The organism is Pedococcus cremeus, from assembly GCF_900111375.1.
GTDB lineage: Bacteria > Actinomycetota > Actinomycetes > Actinomycetales > Dermatophilaceae > Pedococcus_A > Pedococcus_A cremeus.
This window is the reverse complement of record NZ_FOHB01000014.1, coordinates 7,516-29,318: the sequence shown is the minus strand read 5'-3', so window position 1 is coordinate 29,318 and position 21,803 is coordinate 7,516. Positions and strand designations below refer to the sequence as shown.

The 21,803-nt window shown below is 73.4% G+C and carries 20 protein-coding genes and 1 tRNA gene; 5 read left to right on the top strand and 16 right to left on the bottom strand.

All coding sequences use genetic code 11. The features are described 5' to 3' along the window. Positions 1–8 precede the first annotated feature (8 nt). Positions 9–377: a DUF1631 domain-containing protein gene (locus BMW78_RS19670; protein ID WP_143056355.1), complete on the bottom strand. Its 369-nt coding sequence runs from the start codon at positions 375–377 to the stop codon at positions 9–11. 3 nt (positions 378–380) lie between these two features. Then, positions 381–5,903 (bottom strand): ATP-binding protein, encoded by a 5,523-nt coding sequence (locus tag BMW78_RS19665; protein ID WP_091763180.1) that lies wholly within the window; start codon positions 5,901–5,903, stop codon positions 381–383. Positions 5,904–6,171: 268 nt separating this feature from the next. Between BMW78_RS19665 and BMW78_RS19660 the strand changes: the two genes are divergently transcribed. Then, entirely contained in the window at positions 6,172–6,996 is an 825-nt protein-coding gene (locus tag BMW78_RS19660; protein WP_091763178.1) for a glycosyltransferase family 2 protein, read from the top strand. 7 nt (positions 6,997–7,003) lie between these two features. Then, positions 7,004–7,375, top strand: a complete 372-nt coding sequence (locus BMW78_RS19655) for a hypothetical protein (RefSeq protein ID WP_143056354.1) — start codon at positions 7,004–7,006, stop codon at positions 7,373–7,375. Positions 7,376–7,466: 91 nt separating this feature from the next. Here BMW78_RS19655 and BMW78_RS19650 read toward each other — a convergent pair. After that, positions 7,467–7,547: transfer RNA gene (locus BMW78_RS19650), tRNA-Tyr, on the bottom strand. Positions 7,548–7,627: 80 nt separating this feature from the next. Here BMW78_RS19650 and BMW78_RS19645 point away from each other — a divergent pair. The 3 genes from BMW78_RS19645 to BMW78_RS19640 all read left to right on the top strand — a co-directional run bounded on the left by BMW78_RS19645 (position 7,628) and on the right by BMW78_RS19640 (position 8,776). Next, a complete protein-coding gene (locus BMW78_RS19645) occupies positions 7,628–8,122 on the top strand; it encodes a YajQ family cyclic di-GMP-binding protein (protein ID WP_091763174.1) in 495 nt (164 codons plus the stop codon). Positions 8,123–8,218: 96 nt separating this feature from the next. Then, positions 8,219–8,392: a hypothetical protein gene (locus BMW78_RS20955; protein ID WP_177180484.1), complete on the top strand. Its 174-nt coding sequence runs from the start codon at positions 8,219–8,221 to the stop codon at positions 8,390–8,392. A 129-nt stretch (positions 8,393–8,521) separates the two neighbouring features. Continuing rightward, positions 8,522–8,776 (top strand): hypothetical protein, encoded by a 255-nt coding sequence (locus BMW78_RS19640; protein WP_091763172.1) that lies wholly within the window; start codon positions 8,522–8,524, stop codon positions 8,774–8,776. Here BMW78_RS19640 and pepN read toward each other — a convergent pair. From pepN to BMW78_RS19575, 13 genes are all read right to left on the bottom strand, one after another. Further along, entirely contained in the window at positions 8,756–11,236 is a 2,481-nt protein-coding gene (gene pepN, locus BMW78_RS19635) for an aminopeptidase N (protein WP_091763254.1), read from the bottom strand. The genes BMW78_RS19640 and pepN overlap by 21 nt on opposite strands. Before the next feature lie 108 nt (positions 11,237–11,344). Beyond that, positions 11,345–11,548, bottom strand: coding sequence for a cold-shock protein (locus tag BMW78_RS19630; protein ID WP_091763170.1), 204 nt, complete (start codon positions 11,546–11,548; stop codon positions 11,345–11,347). A gap of 225 nt (positions 11,549–11,773) precedes the next feature. Then, positions 11,774–12,649, bottom strand: coding sequence for a zinc metalloprotease HtpX (gene htpX / locus BMW78_RS19625; protein ID WP_091763168.1), 876 nt, complete (start codon positions 12,647–12,649; stop codon positions 11,774–11,776). 38 nt (positions 12,650–12,687) lie between these two features. Beyond that, positions 12,688–14,217 carry a proton-conducting transporter transmembrane domain-containing protein gene (locus BMW78_RS19620; RefSeq protein ID WP_245736026.1) on the bottom strand — a complete coding sequence of 510 codons (1,530 nt, stop codon included), beginning with the start codon at positions 14,215–14,217 and terminating at the stop codon, positions 12,688–12,690. Continuing rightward, positions 14,214–15,689, bottom strand: a complete 1,476-nt coding sequence (locus BMW78_RS19615; RefSeq protein ID WP_091763166.1) for a complex I subunit 4 family protein — start codon at positions 15,687–15,689, stop codon at positions 14,214–14,216. The genes BMW78_RS19620 and BMW78_RS19615 overlap by 4 nt, the downstream gene beginning before the upstream one ends. Beyond that, on the bottom strand, positions 15,683–17,560 hold the full coding sequence (locus BMW78_RS19610; RefSeq protein WP_245736024.1) for an NADH-quinone oxidoreductase subunit 5 family protein: 1,878 nt from the start codon (positions 17,558–17,560) through the stop codon (positions 15,683–15,685). Before BMW78_RS19610 ends, BMW78_RS19615 begins: the two co-directional genes overlap by 7 nt. After that, positions 17,557–17,856 (bottom strand): NADH-quinone oxidoreductase subunit NuoK, encoded by a 300-nt coding sequence (gene nuoK / locus BMW78_RS19605; protein WP_091763164.1) that lies wholly within the window; start codon positions 17,854–17,856, stop codon positions 17,557–17,559. Before nuoK ends, BMW78_RS19610 begins: the two co-directional genes overlap by 4 nt. Further along, positions 17,853–18,407 (bottom strand): NADH-quinone oxidoreductase subunit J family protein, encoded by a 555-nt coding sequence (locus tag BMW78_RS19600; protein ID WP_091763161.1) that lies wholly within the window; start codon positions 18,405–18,407, stop codon positions 17,853–17,855. Before BMW78_RS19600 ends, nuoK begins: the two co-directional genes overlap by 4 nt. Further along, positions 18,404–19,174: a NuoI/complex I 23 kDa subunit family protein gene (locus BMW78_RS19595; protein WP_091763250.1), complete on the bottom strand. Its 771-nt coding sequence runs from the start codon at positions 19,172–19,174 to the stop codon at positions 18,404–18,406. Before BMW78_RS19595 ends, BMW78_RS19600 begins: the two co-directional genes overlap by 4 nt. Continuing rightward, positions 19,171–20,130: an NADH-quinone oxidoreductase subunit NuoH gene (nuoH, locus tag BMW78_RS19590; RefSeq protein WP_091763159.1), complete on the bottom strand. Its 960-nt coding sequence runs from the start codon at positions 20,128–20,130 to the stop codon at positions 19,171–19,173. The genes BMW78_RS19595 and nuoH overlap by 4 nt, the downstream gene beginning before the upstream one ends. Further along, positions 20,127–20,657 (bottom strand): NADH-quinone oxidoreductase subunit C, encoded by a 531-nt coding sequence (locus tag BMW78_RS19585; RefSeq protein ID WP_091763157.1) that lies wholly within the window; start codon positions 20,655–20,657, stop codon positions 20,127–20,129. The genes nuoH and BMW78_RS19585 overlap by 4 nt, the downstream gene beginning before the upstream one ends. After that, complete coding sequence (locus BMW78_RS19580; RefSeq protein WP_091763155.1) at positions 20,650–21,249, bottom strand: NADH-quinone oxidoreductase subunit B; 600 nt, start codon at positions 21,247–21,249, stop codon at positions 20,650–20,652. The genes BMW78_RS19585 and BMW78_RS19580 overlap by 8 nt, the downstream gene beginning before the upstream one ends. Beyond that, positions 21,249–21,608, bottom strand: a complete 360-nt coding sequence (locus BMW78_RS19575; RefSeq protein ID WP_091763153.1) for an NADH-quinone oxidoreductase subunit A — start codon at positions 21,606–21,608, stop codon at positions 21,249–21,251. The genes BMW78_RS19580 and BMW78_RS19575 overlap by 1 nt, the downstream gene beginning before the upstream one ends. Positions 21,609–21,803: the final 195 nt, after the last annotated feature.

The following is a 21,803-nucleotide window of genomic DNA, read 5'->3' as shown; positions in this document are numbered from 1 at the left end:
GCGCGGGTCTAGCGCGCGTCGTCGTCGGGCACGTCGGGAGGAATCATCTGGGACTCCTCCTCCCTGCGCTCCCACGACTCGAGGCTGGGGTGGGTGTCCGACTCGTGGCCCGGGTGGACCATCTCCTCCGCGTCCCGGACCGCCTCGTAGCTCTCGACGTAGGCGTGGCCGTTGGCGGCGTCCTGGGCCACCGCCATGACCCAGCTGTGCGGCTGCTGGGGCAGGCCCTGCGCGGCGAGCGACCGCTCGAGGTCGGCCACCACCTCCGGCACCGGCCGGCCCCCGCTGCGCTCGGCCAGCTCGATGATGACCGCCTGCATGGCCACCCGGTGGCGCTCCCGCTCGTCGTGCCCGGGCTCGAAGGGCTCCTCCGTCATCACTCACGACCTCCTTGACGTCGTGCTCGACTCGATGGCTTCGATGATGCGCGGTCGCAGCTCCTCGGCGCGGATGACCGCGTCGACCGAGCCGACGGAGACCGCGCGGTGGATGCTGTGCACGCTGTCGAACTCGGCTGCCACCTTGCCCAGCATCTCGGCTCGGACCGCGCTGCGCACCTCCGCGACCTCGGTGACCAGCTCGGCCCGTCGTGCGCCGGTGGCCTCGGCCAGCTCGGCCTCCAGGGACGTGACGCGGGGGTCCGCCGCCGTGCGGGCGTCGACGTCGCGCGAGAACACCACGGCAGCCGCCGGGGCACCGCCGATCACCGACGCGAACGAGCCCTCCACGGCGAGCACCGTCATGTTGGGGTTGAGCGCCTTGGAGAACACGACGAACGCCCCACCGTGGTAGCGGGAGACCACGACGAAGACGATCGGGCCCTCGAAGTTGACGATGGCGCGGCCGATCTCGGCGCCGTACTCGAGCTGCAGGTTGCGCATCGAGTCCGGGGAGCCGTCGAAGCCGGACAGGTTGGCCAGCACCACCAGCGGCCGGTTCCCGCTGGCGGCGTTGATCGCCCGCGCCGCCTTCTTCGACGACCGCGGGAACAGCGTCCCGGCGGTGTAGGTGTCCGGGCCGTCGGTGGGCGGGAAGCCGCGCCGCGGCACGTTCTTGGACTCGATGCCGAGGAGGCACACGGCATACCCGCCGATGTGGGCGTCCTGGACCACCGCGGTCTCGGCGTCCGCCATCCCGGCCCACCGCTCGAGCGTCGGGTGGTCCTGGTCGGAGACCGCCCGCATGAGGGTGCGGATGTCGAAGGCCTTCTTGCGGTCGGGGTTGGTGGCGCTGGAGAAGATGTCGCCGACCGTGGTGAACCCGCTGTCGGGCATCTCGTGCGGGAAGACCGTGACGTCGCGCTCGACCGGGTCCGTGGTCTCGACGCGGCGCAGGCCGTCGTCGCCCGGGCGGGCCCAGGTGTGGTCGTAGTGCGCCATGAGCACGTCACGGGCGCCGGCGAGGTCCGGGGCCCAGTACTGCGCCTGCCCGTTGGGGCCCATGACGCGGTCGTAGCCGCCGATGCCGAAGTTGTCCTCGGCCGAGACGCCACCGGAGAAGTCGAGCGACTGCTTGCCGGTGAGCACCATCGCCGAGTCGGGGGTCATGACCAGGATGCCCTTGGTGTGCATGAGCATCGTGGCCTCGGCGTTCCAGTAGGGCTGGGCGCCGACGTTGATGCCCGCGACCACGACGTTGATCTCGCCGCCCGCCTGGGTGAACTCGATGATGCGCTTGAGCGCCCGGGCCACCCAGTCCATGTTCTCGGTGCCCGAGTCCATGGAGATGCGCGCCCCGGCGGAGAGGGCGAACCACTCGACCGGCACGCCCATCTGCTCGGCGAGGTCGATCGCCGCGATGACCCGCGAGCACTCGGCCTCGGAGACGGAGCCGAGCGCCTTGAGCGGGTCGCCGGCGAGCAGCACGCGGGTGACGCCCTCGGGGTGCAGGCGGGTGGGGGTCGTGACGACGCCGGCGATGATGCCGGCCTTGTTCAGCCCGTACGGCCGGTCGACCGGCACGAGCGCACCCGAGTCGTCGAGGTCGTACTCGGTGGCCGTGCCGCCCTGGCCGGCGACGAGCGAGACGAGCTCGTAGGGGTAGACCAGCCCGCGGCGGCGGGCCCTGACGACCTTCTGGGCGTACTCGTCGAGGGGCTTGAGCCGCTCGGTGGGCGGCTCCTCGATCGAGGTGACCACCCCGGAGCCCGGCTGGTAGGAGAAGCGGCCCGCGATGGGGTGCTCCCGGCCGTCCGGACCGGCGACCCGGCCGGTGACCAGCACCTCCTCGATGCCGGCGCCGAGGGTCAAGGGGGCGATCTTCGACTGGAGCGCGGTGAGCTGGTCGATGTCGGCGTCGATCACCGGCCAGATCTCGACCCACACGTGGTTCATGTCGAGCCGCGGGCCGGAGGCACCACGGGCGCTGCGCGCGCGGCGGATCGCCTCGAGGCAGTTGGCGATGGCGCGCTCGGCGTGCGGCAGGGCGGTGACGGTGCCGTCCTCGTCGCGCACCACGAGGAGCTGGCGCACCTGTGAGAGGGCCACCAGGCGCTGGTCGGCGTCGTTGCCCCTGGCCACGCAGTGGTAGAGCAGCACGTCCTCGGGCGCCTCGAGCCGGGTGACGTCGAAGTCGCGCAGGCGCCACAGGTTCAGCCGGCGGCCCACCATGGGATGCACACCGCGCACCAGGACGTCCTCGGCCATGCCGTCGGCGGTGGGGCGGAAGGTGAAGTAGCCGACCTCGCGGCCGCCACCGGGGCAGACGGCGACCGCGACGCGACGCAGCTGGCCGGTGAAGTCGAGCTTCTCGAGCAAGGCGGCGAGCTGGGCGGAGACGTCGTCCGGCGACTCGGGTGCGTCGGGCCAGGAGAGGTAGAGGTCGACCACCGCCTGGTGGCCGATCGGACGCGCCGCGACCTCCCCGGTGACGTCGCGCACCAGCGAGGTGCCCTCGACGAGCTCGGAGACCAGGCCGACCGTGGTGACGAGGTGGGTGTGGCGGTCGTCGAGGGTGTAGTCGGCGACGGCGAAGGGGCGGCCACCCTCCTCGCTGGCGGCGCTGAGCCCGTGCAGGTCGTGCTCGCGGTAGTGGCGCTTGACGAGCACCTCGAGCAGCGGCTCCCGCTGCGGCACCCCCTGCTCGAGCCGCTCGGCGAGGAACCGCACGATCTGCTCGGGGATCGCCGCAAGCCGGTCGATGCGCGCGGCCCGGTCCGGGGCGTCGGGATCGGCCGCGAGCGCGGCGACCTCGTCGCGGACGCCGGCCAGCACGCTGGCCCGCTCCTCGTCGACCAGCGGCTGGTCGAACCAGCGGAAGCGGACGCTGCGGGCGAGGTCGCCGACCACCGGGAAGCGCAGCTGGGTGGCCACCACGAGCCGGTCGAGCACCTCGCGGGCAGCCAGGTCGACCGGCGCCTGCGGGCACGGCTCCTGCAGCCAGCGCTGGAGCAGCGCGGTGGCCAGGTGGACGTCGGGGGCGCTGCGCTGCTGGGCGAGGAAGATCCGGAAGACCGCCTCCTCCAGCTCGGGGGTGCGGTCGAGCTCGGTGACGCCGTAGTGCTGCAGCACCTGGGCGAGCTTGCCGCGGAACGCGTCCGGGAGGCCGCCCCGCTCGACGTCGAGGCTCTGCAGGTAGGTGTGGAAGTGCTCCCGGGGGCTGTGCACGCGGTGCTCGGTGTGCACGTCCTCGTCGGCGGGGCGGTTGCGGCTCAGCTCGGCGAAGTCGGCGAACACGCCGAGGGCGGCGACCTCCTCACCGACCGGTGGCTGTCCGGCGCTGGCGAGCTCGTCGCGGGCCCGGAGGTAGTCCGTCAGCGTGCGGCCCTCGTCGCGCGGGTCGATGTCGTAGCCGAGCACCATGGCGCACAGGTCGGCGCGCTTGCGGGTGGCCCGGTCGGCGGCACTGGCTTCCGCCGCCGGCACGTCGTCGAGGTCGAGGTCGACCGCCTCGCCGCCGCCCTGCTCGGCCACCTCCTCGGCGTCACCGACGGGCTCGAGGCGCAGCAGCGGGGCCCCGGTCTCGACCTGGCTGCCCGACGAGACGAGCAGCTCCCGGAGCCGGGCCGCGAACGGGGCCGGCACGACGGTCTCCATCTTCATCGACTCGAGCACGAGCACGGGGGCGCCGGCGGCCACCTCCTCGCCGACCGCGACGGGCGTCGCCACCACCAGCGCGGGCGCGGGTGAACGCAGCACGCCGCCCTCGTCGCGGCTGACCCGGTGGGTGACCCCGTCGACCTCGACGAGCTGCACGGGGCCGTGGTTGGCGGTGATGAGGCGGTGCGTGCGCCCCCGGACCGTCAGCCGGCTGGCGTACGCGTCGATGCGGTCGAGGTCGGCGTCGACCACCCGCTCGTCGGCTCCGGTGCCGATGGCGACCCGGAACCGGTGCGGGCCCGTGCGGGCCACCGTGACCTTGTATGCCGTGCCGCGCAGCTTGAGGTCGATGGCGCGGCCGACCTGGTGCTGGACCTGCGGACGTCCGCCGTGGGCCGTCTCGAGCAGCCGGGTCCGCTCGACGGCCTCGGCCTCCTCGTAGCCCTCGATGCCCGCGGCGACGAGCGCGATGCCGGAGTGGCGGTGCGAGACCAGGCGGCCCTCGGCGCGCACCCGGTCGATCCAGCCGGTGTCGGCGGTGCCGTCGACGACCTCGGGCTGGTCGAGGAGGTCGAGGATGAAGCTCTTGTTGGTCGCGCCGCCGTCGATCACGACCGTGGTCTCGGTCATGGCCCGGCGCAGGCGGGCGAGCGCCTCCTCACGGGTGCGGCCGTAGGCGATGATCTTGGCGATCATCGAGTCGAAGTCGGCAGGGATCGAGTCGCCCTCCCCCACACCGGTGTCGACGCGGATGCCGGGACCCGAGGGCAGGTCGAGCAGCGTGATGCGGCCCGGCGAGGGGGCGAAGTCGCGGTCGGGGTCCTCGGCGTTGAGCCGGGCCTCGACGGCGTGGCCGCTCTCCCGCGGGCGCTCTCCCTCGAGACGGCCGCCGGAGGCGACGTGGATCTGCAGCTTCACCAGGTCGAGGTCGGTGGTGATCTCGGTGATGGGGTGCTCCACCTGGAGGCGGGTGTTGACCTCGAGGAAGGCGAAGAAGCGCTCGCCCGGGTGGTACAGGAACTCGACGGTGCCGGCACCGGCGTACCCCACCGCCAGGGCGAGCCGCTCGGCACTGGCCTTGAGCTCGGCGACCTGCTCGGCGTCGAGCACCGGCGAGGCGGACTCCTCGATGACCTTCTGGTTGCGGCGCTGCACCGAGCAGTCGCGGACGCCGACCGCCCAGGCGGTGCCCTGGCCGTCGGCGATGACCTGCACCTCGACGTGCCGCGCACCGGTCACGAGCTTCTCGAGGAAGACCACGCCGGAGCCGAAGGCACGCTCGGCCTCGTCGCGGGTGCGGTGGTAGGCGTCGGCGAGGTCGGCGTCGGAGGTGACCTTGCGGATGCCGCGGCCACCACCACCCGCGGTCGCCTTCAGCATGAGGGGGTAGCCGATCCGCGCAGCGGCCGCGGTCGCGTCCTCGAGGGTGTCGACACCGCCGCGGCTCCACGGGGCCACCGGCACGCCCACCTCCTCGGCGATCAGCTTGGAGCCGATCTTGTCGCCGAGCCGGCGCATCGCCTCGGCGCTGGGGCCGATGAACGTCACGCCGATGCGGTCGCACAGCTCGGCGAAGGCCGGGTCCTCGGCCACGAAGCCCCAGCCCACCCAGGCGGCGTCGGCGCCCGACTCGAGCAGGGCCCTCTCCAGCACCGCGTGGTTGATGTACGGCCGCTCGCCGGCCGGACCCAGGTTGTAGGACAGGTCCGCCTCGCGCACGAACATCGCCTTGCGCTCGCCCTCGGTGTGGAGGGCGACCGTCTCGATGCGCTCGTCCACCGGCCGCTCAGCGTTGAGGTCACGCACCGCGTGGATGAGCCGCATCGCGGACTCTCCCCGGTTGACGATGGCAATGCGACGGAACATGGACGGCGCCCTCCAGGGATCGGCTCGACTCTGCTGTGACGTGGTGCACAGGTCAACAGGCCGAGACTGTCACGGGTTCCGGGTAACTCGCGAGTAATGCGGCAGCGCGCGGCATACGGCAGGTCGGCGCGGGTAGTCGTCATCGGTGGATGACTCCCCCGCCGGCCCCTCTGCCGCCCCTGCCCCTCACCGCTCCCCAGGGGCCTCTCCCGACCCCCGCGTCGACCCTCCGGTCCAGCCGCCGGCCGACTCCGTCACGGTCGTGGTGATGACCCGCGACCGCTGGGCCGACCTGCAGCGCTCGCTGCCGCACCACGAGGTGCCCGTCGTGCTCGTCGACAACGGGTCGGGCGACGGCACGCCAGGGCTCGTCCGGCGACACTTCCCGCACGTGGACGTCGTCGAGCTCGGCGAGAACCTCGGCGCCGCCGCACGCAACGTCGGGGTCGACCGGGCCTCGACCCCCTTCGTGGCCTTCGCCGACGACGACTCCTGGTGGGCGCCGGGCGCCCTGGGCGAGGCCGTCCGGCTGATGCGCGAGCACCCCCGCCTCGCCCTCCTGGCCGGACGGGTGCTCGTCGGCGCGGACGGCCGCCCGGACCCGGGCGAAGCGGCGATGGCCCACTCGCCCCTGGGCACGGCGCCCGACCTGCCCGGCCCGTCGGTGCTCGGCTTCCTGGCGTGCGGCGCGGTCGTGCGGCGCGACGCCTTCCTGGCGGCCGGCGGCTTCGACGACGTCGTGTTCTTCATGGGCGAGGAGGAGCGGCTCGCCCTCGACCTCGCGGCGCTGGGGTGGGGCCTGGCCTACGTCGACCAGGTCGTGGCGCACCACCACCCCTCTCCTGCCCGCGACCCGCTGGCCAGGCAGGCGCTCATCGAGCGCAACCGCCTGCTGACCATGGTGATGCGCCGGCCCTGGCCGGTGGTGCTGGGTGAGGCCGGCTCTGCACTGCGGTCCGGGCCGGCCGGACGCCGTGCGGTGGTGCAGTGCCTGTCGCGGCTGCCCCGGGCCCTGGCGGCGCGACACCGGCTCCCGGCCGAGGTCGAGGTGGCGCGGCGACGGCTCGATGAAGGCATACCCCTAGGGGTATGATTCCTTCGTGATGGTGACACTCCGCTCCTGGCCCCGCCGCCGGTGGGTCGCGGCCGCGGTCGGCCTGCCCCTGGTGCTCCTCGTCCTCCTCCGGGCCGCCGCGCCCACCTCGGGTGCCACGTCGGTGTGGATGACGCTGGTCGGCCTGGCGGCTGCCGCGGGCTCCCTGACCCTGGCGAGCTACCTGCCGGCTCGCGGGTGGCGACCCGACCTCGGCTGCACCCCCTGCGCCGCGGTGTCGGGCCTGACGCTGGTGGGCGCACTGGTGGTCCTCGACGGCTACGGCCCCGACGTCAGCGGTGCGCTGCTGGCCGTGCTGCTGACCACGTTCGGCCTGGTGCAGCGCCTGCGGCAACAGCCCGCCTGTGCCCGGGCCTGAGGCCCCTGCGCGACCCGCGCCCGAAGGACGAACGCCGCCTCGACGCAAGGAGCCCCCGACCGGTGCGGTCAGGGGCTCCTCGTGCACTGGGTGGCAGGTGAAGGATTCGAACCTTCGTAGCTTTCGCGACGGATTTACAGTCCGCTCCCATTGGCCGCTCGGGCAACCTGCCTGGTGCGCATGGAAGGATAGCAAGCACGGTCGCGAATGCGAATTCGCCCCACCCGCCACACCGGAGAGGACCCGAACCCCATGGCAGACAGCTCGTTCGACATCGTCAGCAAGGTGGACAAGCAGGAGGTGTCCAACGCCCTGAACCAGGCCGCCAAGGAGGTGGCCCAGCGCTACGACTTCAAGGGCGTCGGGGCCTCGATCGAGTGGAGCGGTGACAACGTCCTCATCAAGGCCAACACCGCCGAGCGGGCGCTCGCCGTCCTCGACGTCTTCGAGACCAAGCTGGTGCACCGCAAGGTCTCCCTGAAGTCCCTCGACTTCGGCGAGAAGGAGCCCAAGGCCTCGGGCAAGGAGTACCGCCTCGAGGGGTCACTCAAGGACGGCATCTCGCAGGAGGACGCCAAGAAGATCTCCAAGATCATCCGCGACGAGGCGCCCAAGACGGTCAAGGCGCGCATCGAGGGCGACGAGCTGCGCGTGACCAGCAAGTCGCGCGACGACCTCCAGGAGGTCCAGCGCCTGCTGAAGACCAAGGACCTCGACGTCGCCCTGCAGTACACCAACTACCGCTGAGCCCCCGCGGAGCCCGAGCCGGTATGCCGCGCGGCCGGCTCCCGCACGGCATACGTTGGGGAGCGCACGCGGTTCCCGAGCGACAGGAGTGTGCGCATGTCTGAGAAGCCCCAGGACGAGCAGGTCCCCGGTGGCGGACTGTCCGGCAACGAGGACGGCGCCTCGAGCGACGGCGACAGCGGCCCGAGCGGGAAGGGCGGTGGCGCCGGCGGCAAGGGCGGCGCGCCCTCCGACGACGAGGCCCGTGAGGACGAGGCCCAACCGGGCTGACCCGTGGCGGTCACCCGACCGACCTGAAGCAGACGACGAACCCCGCGGCACGAGACGGCCGCGGGGTTCGTTGTCTCTCCCGGACGTGGCGCGGCCACCGGGGCCGTCCGCGCTCCGGTGGAGGATGCCATGACCACAGCGCACATGAAGCGGACGACGCTGCGCGACCACGTGCCGGGCTGGAACCTCAGCGGCAACGAACCCGGCGCGTCCTGCGACGGCGACAGCGGCCCGCAGGGCGCGCACGTGGACCCCAAGCCGGGCAACCACCCCGAGCTCGGGCCGGTGCTCGCGCCGGACGTGGGCCCGGCAGACATGGCCGGCCAGGGCCGAGCCCGGCAGGGGCGAGCCCGGCAGGGGCGCTCAGCCGAACAGCGCCCGTGAGCGCAGCGCCTCCCGCAGCTCGGAGTCGGCATCCACGACCGACCGCCGCACCGCCGGCGTGAGCCCGTCACCGGCCAGCGCCTCGGCGCTCGCGTCGGCCGTGGCCGGCTCCACCACCCGCGAGGGGTAGGCGAGGGTGGCGACCCGCCCGAGGGCGTCGGCACCGACCCACTGCGCCATCGCGGGCACGTCGGCGAAGTAGCGCGGGACGAAGCCCCGCAGCGTCTCGAGGTCGTCGCCGGCCCAGAAGCCGCCGGCGAGGGCGTTGAGCTCGTAGTTGGACCGCTCGCGGTTGGCGGTGAGCTGCTCCCACGCCCACGACTTCGCCTCGCCCGGCAGGGCGGCCCGGGCGGTGAGCTCGCCGAGCCGGCCGGAGAGGGTGTCGTCGTCGCGGCGGACCCGCTCGATGAAGTCGCGGTCGACCAAGCCGTGACCGGCCAGGTTGCGCACCACCAGCCAGCGGAAGTCGGAGTCGCGCTCGAGCCCCGCCGGCAGGCCCGAGCGTTCCGCCCACGGCCGCAGCGTGGCCTCGTCGGCCGAGCTGCGGGCGAGCACCCGGGCGCCGAGCAGCGCGCGGGTCGAGCCCGGCTCACTGGCGTCGAGCAGCTCGGCGGCCGCCTGCGCGACCACGGCGCGGGCGCCGGCCTCCTCCTCGGCCGGCAGGAACGAGGGCACGAGCCGGCCCAGCAGGACACCCGCGACCCGGTTCAGCACCGACTCGTTGTCCTCCTGCGGCCAGGCCCGGCCGAAGGTGTCGACGACCACGCGGGGGTCGACCCTGCCGAGGCAGACGCCGTCGACCAGGGCCGCCCAGACCACGGCCCGCGCCTGCGGGTCCGGCAGCGTGGCCAGGCCCTGGGGCACCGCCTGCAGGGTGCTCGGGTCCAGCGCCACCGTGGCCCAGGTCAGGTCCGAGGCGTTGGGCACCACGAGCTCGGCCCGGGGCGCCTCACGCAGGGCCGCCACCTCGGCACTGGGGCCGGTGAGCGTGGCCTCGACGCGGAAGACCTCGGCACCGGCCGTGAACCCGGCGACGTCGAGGGTGTGCGGCCGGTCGGCCGGGAACGCCGCCGGCGCCTCGCGGGTGACGACGCCCGACTCCTGGTCGGCGGCGATGACGTCGAGGCCTGCGGTGAGCAGCCACGCCTTGCTCCACTCGCCGAGGTCCGTGCCGGAGGCCCGCTCCATGAAGCCGAGGAAGTCCGCGAGGGTGCCGTTGCCGTAGGCGTGCTCGCGCAGGTAGGCGCTGACGCCGGCGATGAACGCGTGGTCACCGATGTGGGCGATGAGCTGGCGCAGGGTCGCGGCGCCCTTGGCGTAGGAGATGCCGTCGAAGTCCTGCAGGGCCGCCTGTGCGTCGAGGGCTGCTCCCCCGGCCACCGGGTGCGTCGAGGGGGTGCGCTCCGCGGCATACCCCCACATCTTGCGGGCCACGGTCGAGTCGACCCAGCCCTCGGTGAACTCGGTCGCGTCGACCGTGGTCCGGTGGGCCATGTACTCGGCGAACGACTCGTTGAGCCACAGGTCGTCCCACCAGCGCATGGTCACGAGGTCGCCGAACCACATGTGCGCCATCTCGTGGGCGATGGTGTTGGTGCGGGTCAGCACCTCGTCACGGGCGGCGGCGCCGCGGAAGACGTAGGTGTCGCGGAAGGTCACGCAGCCGGGGTTCTCCATCGCGCCGGCGTTGAACTCGGGCACGAAGACCTGGTGGTACTCCCCGAACGGGTACCGGATGCCGAAGAGGCGGTGGTAGTAGTCGAACGACGCCCGGGTCACCTCCAGCATCTGCTCGGCCTGCCGCTCCAGCGGCTCCCGCAGCGAGGCCCGCGCGTGGATGCCCAGCGGTATGCCGTCGTGCTCGCTGCGCACCGACGCCCAGGGACCGGCGCAGACGGTGACGAAGTAGGTGGCCAGCGGCCGGGTGTGCGCCAGCTCCCAGCGCCCCGGCGCCGTGGACATCGCCGCGCCGTTGCCGACGACCGTCCAGTGCTCGGGCGCGGTGACGGTCACGGCATACGGCGCCTTGAGGTCGGGCTGGTCGAAGCAGGCGAAGACGGTCGGCGCGGCGTCGAGGAACAGGTGGCCGTAGACGTAGTGCTGGCCGTCGGCGGGGTCGACGGCGCGGTGCAGGCCCTGCCCGTCACGGCTGTAGCGCATGGTCGCCACGACCGTGACCTCGTTCTCGGCGGCGAGGTCGGCGAGCTCGACGCGGCCGTCGCGCAGGGAGGCGGGGTCGAGCTCGGACCCGTTGAGCACCAGCGACTCCAGGGCGGCCGGCCGGAGGTCGAGGAAGGTGGTCGCGCCCGGTTGGTTGCAGGTGAACCGGATCGTCGTGCGGGAGCCGAACTCCTCGTGGTCGTCCCGGTCGCCGCCGGTGAGGTCGAGGTCGACCTCCATGGAGGTGACGGTGATGAGCGCCGCACGCTCGGTGGCCTCGGACCGCGTCAGTGAGGGCATGCGCCGCATTCTGTCAGCCGGCTCGGGTGGCGGGACGACAGGAGCCCCCGGCCGAGTGGCCGGGGGCTCCTGTTCCGCTGCGGGGCAGCGGGATGCGTGAGGCTTAGCTCAGAGCGCGGTGACGTTCTCCGCCTGCGGGCCCTTGGGGCCCTGGGTGACGTCGAACTGGACCTTCTGGCCCTCGTCGAGCGAGCGGTAGCCGCCCGTGTTGATCGCGCTGTAGTGCACGAAGACGTCGGCGCCGCCGCCGTCCTGCTCGATGAAGCCGAAGCCCTTCTCAGCGTTGAACCACTTCACTGTTCCCTGTGCCATGGGAGTCTCCTTCAATTGGCCGGTGGCCCCCGCGGACGCGGGTGCCAAGCTGCCGCTCAAACCCCCAGCACGGGACATGCCCGCTGTAAAAGAAAGGGCCCGCTCACGTCGGCGGGCCCGCTCAATCGAGGAACTGCAACTGCAACTGCCGCCAACGATATCAGCCCGGCGACCGGCTGCCCAAACGGGCGGCCACCGGGCTGCGTGTCGTCTCGCCTCCAGCGCTCAGCGGGCGCGGTAGCCGTAGGCCATCTGCTCGAGGCGGGCGATGCGCTCGGCCATCGGCGGGTGGGTCGAGAAGAAGCGCGAGACGTCCTGGGGACGGAACGGGTTCGCGATCATCATGTGGCTGGCGTTCTGCAGCTGCGGCGTCGGGGCGAGCGGGGCGCGGGCCGTGCCGGCCTCGAGCTTGCGCAGCGCCGACGCGAGGGCGAGCGGGTCGCCGGTCAGCGTGGCGCCGTCCTCGTCGGCGTCGTACTCCCGGGTGCGGCTGATCGCCATCTGGATGATCATTGCGGCGAACGGCGCCAGCAGGGCCATCGCCAGCAGGGCGATGGGGTTCGGCCGGTCCTCATCGTTGCCCCCGCCGCCGAACATGCCGGCGAACATGAGCATCTGCGCGACGCTGGTGATGACGCCGGCGATCGCGGCGGCCACCGAGCCGGTGAGGATGTCGCGGTTGTAGACGTGCATCAGCTCGTGCCCGAGCACCCCGCGCAGCTCGCGCTCGTCGAGCATGCCGAGGATGCCCTCGGTGCAGCAGACGGCGGCGTGCTCGGGGTTGCGGCCGGTGGCGAAGGCGTTGGGGGCCTGGGTCGGCGAGACGTACAGGCGCGGCATCGGCTTGCCCGCGGCGGTGGAGAGCTCACGGACGATGCGGTACATCACCGGCGCCTGGGCCTCGCTCACCGGGTAGGCGTGCATGGCGCGGATCGCGAGCTTGTCCGAGTTCCAGTAGCCGTAGGCGGTCATGCCCACGCCGAGCAGGGCGAACAGCCAGAGGTACCGGCCGTTCCCGATGACGGCGCCCATACCGAGGAGGACCGCGAAGATCGCCCCGAAGAGCGCGGCGGTCTTCAGCCCGTTGAAGTGGTTGTGCATGCCTTCACCAACGCAGGAGCCGTGCGTGGCGTTCCGCGTCAGGCGACCAGGCCGAGGAGCAGCTGCGGTGCCACGCTGACCAGCACCAGCGCGGTGGCGCTCAGCGCAAGCGCCGCGAGGGGGCCGCGGGGGGCACGTCGCGCGCTGGGGATCGCCGTGCCCACGGCGGCGTCGGCCTCCTGGAAGAGCACCGCGAACCAGCGCAGGTAGACCGCCACCCCGAGCACCGCGTTGGCGACGGCGAACAGGGCGAGCACCCACAGCCCCTGGGCCACGACCGGGCGCAGCGCCAGCACCTTGGCGACCAGGCCCACCACCCCCGGAGGCAGCCCGGCCAGGGACACCAGGGCGAGCCCCAGGGCCGCCCCCAGCAGCGGCCGGGTGCGCAGCATCCCCTTGTATGCCGCGAGCGTGCGGCCCGCGGCCGGGTCGCCGGTGGGTCCTGCTGCGTGCACGACGAGCACGACGACGGCGAAAGCCACCAGCGTGGCGATGACGTAGGCGAGCAGGTAGCCGCCGCTGGCGGCCAGCCCGGCCGGGACGACGGTCGCCAGCGGCAGCACGACCCAGCCGGCCTGCGCGACCGTCGACCACGCCAGCAGCCGCACCGGGTCGTCCTGCACGAGCGCGAGGACGTTGCCCAGCGTCATCGACGCCACCGCCACCACCCCGACGACCACCAGCACGGCGGCCTGGGCAGCGGAAAGGGGCCGCAGCACCGCGACGAGAGCGGCGAGCGCGGCGACCTTCGACGTGGCGGCGAGGAACGCCGCGACCGGCTCGGTGCCGCCGGCATACGCCTGTGGTGTCCAGGCGTGGAACGGCACGAGCGAGAGCTTGAAACCGAGGCCCCCGGCCAGCAGCAGCACGCCCAGGAGGAGCACCGCCCAGGTGTCGTGGGCGGCGTGGGCGCGCTCGACCGCCGCCACCGAGAAGACCGGCTGGCCGGCGGCCACGAGCCACAGCGCTGCGCCGAGGGCGACCATCGCGAAGGAGACCAGGGAGGTGGTCAGGAGCGACACGGCACCGGCGCTCGCGCGGCTGGTGCCGCGGAGCGCGACCAGCGCCACGGCGGGCAGCGTCGCCAGCTCGAGGGCGACCAGCCACGATCCGAGGTCCTTGGCCGCCGCGACGGCTGCCGCGCCCGCCGTCGCCGCGAGCACCAGGGCCACGACCACCGCGGGGCCACCGCGCAGCGGGTCGCGGGCCGGTTCGATGCCGGATTCGGTGCCGGGTTCGGTGCCGCGGTCCGGCCAGACGAGGAGGAGCACGACCAGCGCCGAGGCGAGCGCACCGAGCTGCAGCGCGCCGGCGAGCGGCCCGGCCTCGTAGAAGCAGGCACCGGCCGGGGCCGGCAGGCAGAGCGAGCGGGCCGGGGCGCTCTCCACCCCGAGCGCGGCCGGCACCGCGAACGCCAGGCCGGCCAGGAGGGCCAGCACGCCGACGGCGTGGTGGGCGACCCTCAGCCGCGGAGCGGCGACGTCGAGCACCAGCACCGCCAGGGCCCCGGCCGCCGGCGCGAGCACCGGCGCCAGCACGAGGGCGTCGAAGGAGACCACCGAGCTCACGAGCCACCACCCACCAGGGCCGTGACGGCGTCGCTGGTGACCGACAGCAGCACCTGCGGCAGCACGCCGAGCACGAGGGCGGCGACCACGAGGCCGCCGACCACGACCCACTCGACGCCTCGGCTGTCGGCGATGGCCGGCTCGACGCGCTCCCCCATCCACACGATGCGCGCCACGCGCAGCGCGTAGGCCGCGGCGAGCACGGTGCCCAGGGCCCCGGCGACGGCGGTGGCGCGCAGCAGGCCCGCCGGCCGGTCCCCGGCGGGTGACCACACGGCATACAGGCTGAGGAACTCGCCCCAGAAGCCGGCGAGGCCCGGCAGCCCCAGCGACGCGGCCAGGCCGACGACGAGGGCGAAGCCGAGGCGTGGGGTGACCTCCCGCAGCGCCGCCCGGGCGACGGCGAGGTCGGCCGAACCCCAGCGCTCCTTGAGGCCGCCGACGACGAAGAAGAGCAGGGCGGAGACCACGCCGTGGGCGACGTTGGCGAACAACGCCGCCTGCAGGCCGGTGCGGGTGCCCGACGCGAGGCCGAGCGCCACGAAACCCATGTGCGCGACGGAGGAGTAGGCGATCAGCCGCTTGAGGTCTCGTTCGACCAGGCAGGCCAGCCCTCCCCAGAGGATGCCGACGGCCCCGACCACGGCAACCAGCGGCGCCAGCCGCCCGAACGCGTCGGGCACCGTCGCGACCGGCAGGCGCACCAGGCCGTAGGTGCCCATCTTGAGGAGCACCGCGGCGAGGAGCACCGAGCCCGCGGTCGGTGCGATGGTGTGCGCGGACGGCAGCCAGGTGTGGGCCGGGAAGAGCGGCACCTTGACGGCCAGCCCGGAGACCAGGGCCAGCGCGATGAGCAGCTGGGTGTGCCGCGGTATGCCGCTGCCGGCGCCTCGGGCGAGCACCTGGAGGTCGGCGGTGCCCGCGGCGCTGACCAGGCCGAGGATGCCGACGAGCATGAGGGTCGAGCCGAGGGCGGTGTAGAGCACGAAGCGGGCGCCGGCGTCGGCGCGCTCCTCGGCGCGGTGGGCGTCGCCGAAGCGGGTGATGAGCACCCACATCGGCACCAGCACCACCTCGAAGGCGACGAAGAACAGGATGGCGTCGCGGGCGTAGAAGGTGCCCAGCGCGCCGGCCACCACCAGGAGCAGGCAGGCGTGGAAGGCCGCAGACGTGCCGCCCTCCGGCCGTCGCCGGGAGGAGTGCGCGACCACGGCCAGCCCGAGCACGGCGGTCATGACCAGGAGCGGGGCGCTGATGCCGTCGACGGCGAACTGCCAGCGCAGGTCGAGTGCCGGCACCCACGGCCGGTCGATGGACGGCCGGGCGACGACCGACGCCACCACAGCGGAGAGGGTGACGGCGGCGGCCACCAGCGCGACGCGGTTGACCACCTGGTGGGCCAGGTGGCGGCCGGCGCCGAGCAGCCAGACGGCCACGGCAGCCGGCACGAGGAGGGCGATCAGGATCACCACAGCGTCACCCCCGCGGCCGCGACGAGGACGAGGCCCACGACCACCCAGACCAGTGACGTCGACGACCGCTCGGCCCGGTGGATCCGCGCACCCCCGCGGCCACTGAGCAGGGCGGTGGCGGCGCTGCCGCGCACGTAGGCGTCGACGACCTCCCGGTCGAGGAAGACGACGAACCGGGCGAGGGCGAGCACGGGGCGTGCGACGGCCCTGACGTAGAGCGCGTCCACGCCGAAGCCGGCGTCGAAGCGCGCCATGCGGGCACCCACCAGGCGCTCGGCCGGGTCGCCCTGGGTGACGGTGGCCCGCACGGCCAGCCCGGCCCCCACGATGAGCAGCACGCTGACCAGCGCCATCCACCAGGAGAAGTGCCCGTCGAGGGGCAGCCACGGCGTGAGCACCACGAGGCCGCCGAAGACGGTCAGCACCCCGAGCACCGAGACCGCCGCCATGACGGGCGAGTTCGCCTCGTCCTTCTCGTGCAGCTCCGGCCGGGCGGCGGTGAGGTCGTCGAGCACCAGCCAGGCTCGCACGCAGTAGGCCGCGGTGAGCACGACGGTCACCAGCAGGGCGGCCAGCACCAGCATCGAGCGGGCCTGCCCGTGCAGGGCGCCGGACTCCGCGGCGCCGATGACGTACTCCTTGCTGACGAACCCGACGAGCGGCGGCACCCCGGCCAGCGAGAGCAGGCCGACGAACATGGCGGGCCGGATCACCGCGTGGCCGCGGAGGCCTCCGCGCATGGTCGCGGCGGCGGTGCCGCCGACGGTGACGCTGAGCCACCCCACGAGGAGGAAGAGCAGGGCCTTGAAGAAGGCGTGCGCGTAGAGGTGGAGCAGCCCGGCCCCTGGTCCCTCCAGGGCAGGCGCGACCGCCAGCGCCGAGAGCATCAGGGCGACCTGGCTGAGCGTCGAGTAGGCGAGCAGCCGCTTGAGGTCGCTCTGCCCGAAGGCCAGCAGGGCGGACCACACCATGGTGATCGCGGTGCTGATCGCCAGCACCCACCGGGCGGCGTCGGTGGCGGCGAACACGCTGAAGAGGGAGGAGAGCACGTAGGTGCCGGCCGCCACCATGGTCGCCGCGTGGATCAGCGCCGAGGCGGGCGTCGGGCCCTCCATCGCGTCGGGCAGCCAGTCGTGGAACGGGAACTGGGCCGACTTGCCCAGCACGCCGATGAGCAGCAGCACCATGGCCACGGTCCGCAGGGTCCCGTTCGGCGCCGCGCACGCCGCGGTGTCGTTGCAGACGGCGGCCGCCGGCGCCCAGTGCGCCAGGACCTTCGGGTATGCCGTCGAGCCCGGTCCCGAGGCCAGGGCCAGGACGCCGAGCAGGAACCCGACGTCGGCGAAGCGGGTGACGAGGAAGGCCTTGAGGGCGGCGCGGCGGGCGCTCGCCCGACGGCTCCAGTGCCCGATGAGCAGGTAGGAGCACCAGCCCATGACCTCCCACCCGACGAAGGTGAGGATGAGGTCGGCGGACTGGACGACGAGGAGCATCGCGGCACTGAACAGTGACACGGTCGCCGAGAACACGGCATACCGGTCGTCGTTCCTCAGGTACCAGCCGGCGAAGGACTGCACGGCCCAGGCCACGATGGCGACGACGAGGGCGATGAGCGCCGGGGTGGCGCTCTCCCGGACCAGCAGCGGGACCTCCAGGTCTCCGGCCCGCAGGGCGGGGAGGAGCTGCCCGAGGTGGGTGCGCTGCGAGCCGCCCACCGAGGCGAGCCCGGCGAGCGCCACGACGACGGTGGCCAGCGAGGCGCCGACGGCGACCCACCGGGCCGGGGCTGCGCCACGGCGGGCGAGCAGCAGGCCGCCCAGAGCCGCGGCAGCGGGGAGGAGCACGACGAGTCGTGCCGCGGCCAGGCTCACTCGGCCCGCCTCGTGAGGTCGACGTCGCCGCGCAGGCGGAACAGCGCCAGCACCACCGCGAGCGCCACGCAGACCTCGGCCGCGGCGATGGTGATGACGAACAGGGTCAGCACGTTGCCGGCCTGCCAGGTGTCGGCGCCGACCGAGCCCACCGAGACGAGCAGGAGGTTGGCCGCGTTGAGGATGAGCTCGACCCCGATGAGCATGAGCACGGCGTTGCGGCGGGCGAGCACGCCGTAGGCACCGAGGCCGGCGAGGACGGCCGCGAGCGCGTACGGGCCGGCGAGGTGGATCACTGCGAGATCCTCTCGGGCGCCGTCATCTCGGGCAGCGCCGACTGCGCGACCTCGGCGGCGCGGGTCATCCGCGAGATCGCGAACGCCGCGACGAGGGCGACGAGCAGCAGGAGCGAGAGCGCCTCGAAGGGCCAGACCCAGGTGCCGAAGACCTGTTCCGCCACAGCGGTGTTGGAGGTGCCGGGGCGCTTGCGGGCCGGCCCGGCGACGGGCAGCAGCACGGAGAGCAGGAGCGCGGTGACGCCGGCGCCGAGCACCGCTGCCAGGGCCCGGTGGGCCCGGCTGGTGGTGACCTCGGGGTTCGGCCCGATCGGCGCGCGGGTGAGCATGAGCGCGAAGAGCACGAGCACCACGACGGCGCCGACGTAGACGAGGAGCTGCACCAGGGCCACCAGCTCGGCGCCGAGGACCAGGTAGCAGCCGGCGACCGAGCCGAGGCACACCACGAGCCAGAGGGCTGCGTGGACCACGTGCCGGGTCGTGACGGCGAGGAGGCCGCTGGCAGCAGCGACCAGGCCGACCCCGGCGAACGCGATGTCGAGGGTGGTCACTGATCCTCCCCCGACGTCGGCTCTGGCGACTTCGTCTCCGCAGAGCCGCTCTCCGAGGCGGTTGAGGGCGGCGTGGGCGGCTCCGCGGGTACGGAGTCGGCGGGAGGTTCGGGGCGGGCCGTGCCCTCGGGTCGCTCGGCCCGGGCCGGTCGCTCGGCCCGGGCCGGTCGCTCGGGCCGCTCGGGGCGCTCGGCGCGAGCGGCACGCGCGGGCGGTGGCGCGCCGGCTGCCCGGGCGGGACGAGCAGGCTTGTTGGCGGCGGCCACCTCGGCGGGCTCGGCGGAGTGCTCGTCGAGGGCCGGCGGTGGCGGGACTGTGGGCATCCACTGCCCCAGCCGGTCCTTCTCGTGCAGCAGGTCGCGGATGTCGAGCTCCGAGTACTCGAACTCCGGGCTCCAGTGCAGCGCGTCGAACGGGCAGACCTCGATGCAGATGCCGCAGTACATGCAGAGCGAGAAGTCGATGGCGAACCGGTCGAGCACGTTGCGCTGCCGCTCGCGGCCGCCGGGGGTGGTGGCGGGGAGGGTCTCCTTGTGCGAGTCGATGTAGATGCACCAGTCGGGGCACTCGCGCGCGCAGAGCATGCAGGAGGTGCAGTTCTCCTCGAGCAGCGCGATGACGCCACGGGAGCGGGGCGGCAGGTGCGGCGGCGCGTCGGGGTACTCCGTCGTGTGGGTGGGCCGGGCGAGCGTCCGCGCCGTGGTGGCCAGGCCCTTCAGCAGGCCGGGCAGGGCGCCGCCCGAGCGGGGTGTGCGCGGCTCGCTCATGCCGACACCACCACCCACACACCGGTCAGGGCCAGCTGGGCCAGGGCCAGCGGCACCAGCACGATCCACGCCAGGTGCTGCAGCTGGTCCTCGCGCAGCCGGGGCCAGGCCACCCGCAGCCAGATGATGACGACCGCGATGACGAGGCCCTTGAGCAGGGTCCACAGCCAGCCGAGCTGGTCGGAGAACGGCCCCTGCCAGCCACCGAGGTAGAGCACCGCGAAGAGAAGCGACATCACCACGATGCCGGCGTACTCGGCGAGCAGGAAGAAGGCGAACCGCAGCCCGGTGTACTCGGTGTAGGCGCCGAAGACGATCTCGGCGTCGGCGACCGGCATGTCGAAGGGCGGTCGCTGCAGCTCGGCGACGGCTGCGACGAGGAACACCAGCGCCCCGGGCAGCTGCCAGATGAGCCACCACGGCGACCACGCCTGCGCGATGCCGCCGAGGCTCAGGGACCCGGCGGCCAGGCACACCGAGGCGACGGCGAGCACGAGCGGCAGCTCGTAGGAGAGCAGCTGCGCCGCCGAGCGCATCGCGCCGAGCAGCGAGTACTTGTTGGCGCTGGCCCATCCCGCCATGAGGGTGCCGAGGATGCCGACGGCGGTGGTGGCGAGCACGAACAGCGCGCTGGCGGGCGCGTCGGCGGCGACGAGGTCGGGGCTGAGCGGTATCACCGCCATCGCGACGAGGTAGGGCACCAGGGCCACCGCCGGCGCGAACCGGAAGACGCGGCGGTCGGCGGCAGCCGGTGTGATGTCCTCCTTCTGCACGAACTTGACCCCGTCGGCGACCAGCTGGGCCCACCCGTGGAACCCACCGGCATACATCGGGCCGAGCCGGCCCTGCATGTGCGCCATGACCTTGTGCTCCGCCTGGCCGACGAGCAGCGGCAGCACGAGGAAGGCGGCGAGCACACTGACGCTGCGCAGCGTCACCTCCAGCACGTCGGTCACCGCGGCCCCCAGTCGGGACCGGGCACGCCGGGTGCCTGCACGCGACGTCGGCCCGTGGGCTTGGTGTGCTCGCTCTCGCCCGGCTCCTTCGCACCGGGCCACGGCTTGGAGGCGCGCGCGGCGAGCACGAAGCTCTTGCGCAGCGGCGTGCCCTCGAACCCGTCGGGCAGCAGCAGCGGGCGCAGCCCGAGCCCGGTGCCGTCGTCGAACCCGTCGAAGTCGACACCGAACATCTCGTGGGTCTCGCGCTCGTGCCAGGCCGCGCCCCGGAACACCCCGGTGATGCTCGGCACGGCGGCACCCTCCGGCACTCGGGTGCGCAGCAGCACGCGCCGCAGCGCCGTGGGCGTGGAGGGGTCCATCAGGTGGCAGACGATGTCGAAGCCGGCGTCCTCGGGGGCGTCGGTCTGGTCGACGGCGGTCAGCCAGTCGAAGAACGTGTATGCCGCGTCGCGGGCCTCGGCGACCGCGGTCGCCCACGCCGCGAGCGGGACCTCGCGCCGGGTCACCGAATCGGGGTCAGCCATCGCCGGCCGCCTCGTCCTGCTTCGCCGGGCGCCGCACCAGGCCGCGAGCGAGCTCGCCGGCGCTGGCGAGCCGGTGTCCGGCGTACTTGGCGCGCATCCCCTTGGTGGACAACGACTCGGCGGCGATCTTCTCCTGCAGGCGCAGGATGCCCTGGAGCAGCGCCTCCGGCCGCGGCGGGCAGCCCGGCACGTAGACGTCGACGGGGATGATGGTGTCGACGCCCTTGGTGACGGAGTACGAGTCCCAGTACGGGCCACCGGAGTTCGAGCAGGCACCGAAGGAGATGACGTACTTCGGCTCGGGCATCTGGTCGTACAGGCGACGGATCGCCGGAGCCATCTTGTCGGTCACGGTGCCGGAGACGACCATGAGGTCGGCCTGCCGCGGCCCGGGGGCGAAGGGGATGACGCCGAGGCGGATGAAGTCGTGCCGGGCCATCGACGCGGCGATGAACTCGATGGCGCAGCAGGCCAGCCCGAAGTTGAACACCCACAGGGAGTAGCGGCGTCCCCAGTTGAGGACGACCTTGACGGGCTGGGGCGCGACGTCGGTGGCCGGGCCGACCCGGGGCAGCGGGAGGTCGACGGGCATCAGAACCACCGCAGCAGGCCGCGCCGGGCCGCGTGGGCCAGGCCGATGAGCAGGATGCCGATGAACACACCGATCTCGACCAGCGAGGCAGCGCCCAGGCCGGTGGAGCGGATCACCAGCGCCCACGGGAAGAGGTAGACCGCGTCGACGGCGAAGATGACGTAGAGGAAGGCGTAGACGAAGTAGCGGATCTGGGTCTGCGCCCAGCCCTGGCCCACCGGGTCGACACCGGACTCGTAGGTGGTCAGCTTCGCCCGGGTCGGGGCCTTCGGTGCCAGCAGTGCCCGGGCGCCCATCGCCGCCACGAAGAGCAGCAGCCCGACCAGGACCACCGCTGCGACGACGACATAGGGCGACACCCTTGGCAGCCTAGCGACCTGCGCCGGGACGTGGCGGGAGGTCGCCGCGGCAGCGGCGACCCGGACCCGGAACGCCCACGTGGCCGCATGCGACATACCGCGGCGCGGACGCGGCATACGTCGGGCGTCGGAGGGTAAGGCTGAGAGGAGGTCGGGTGGACGCCCGAGGCCGGGGTCGTCCGAAATGCGGGTCCG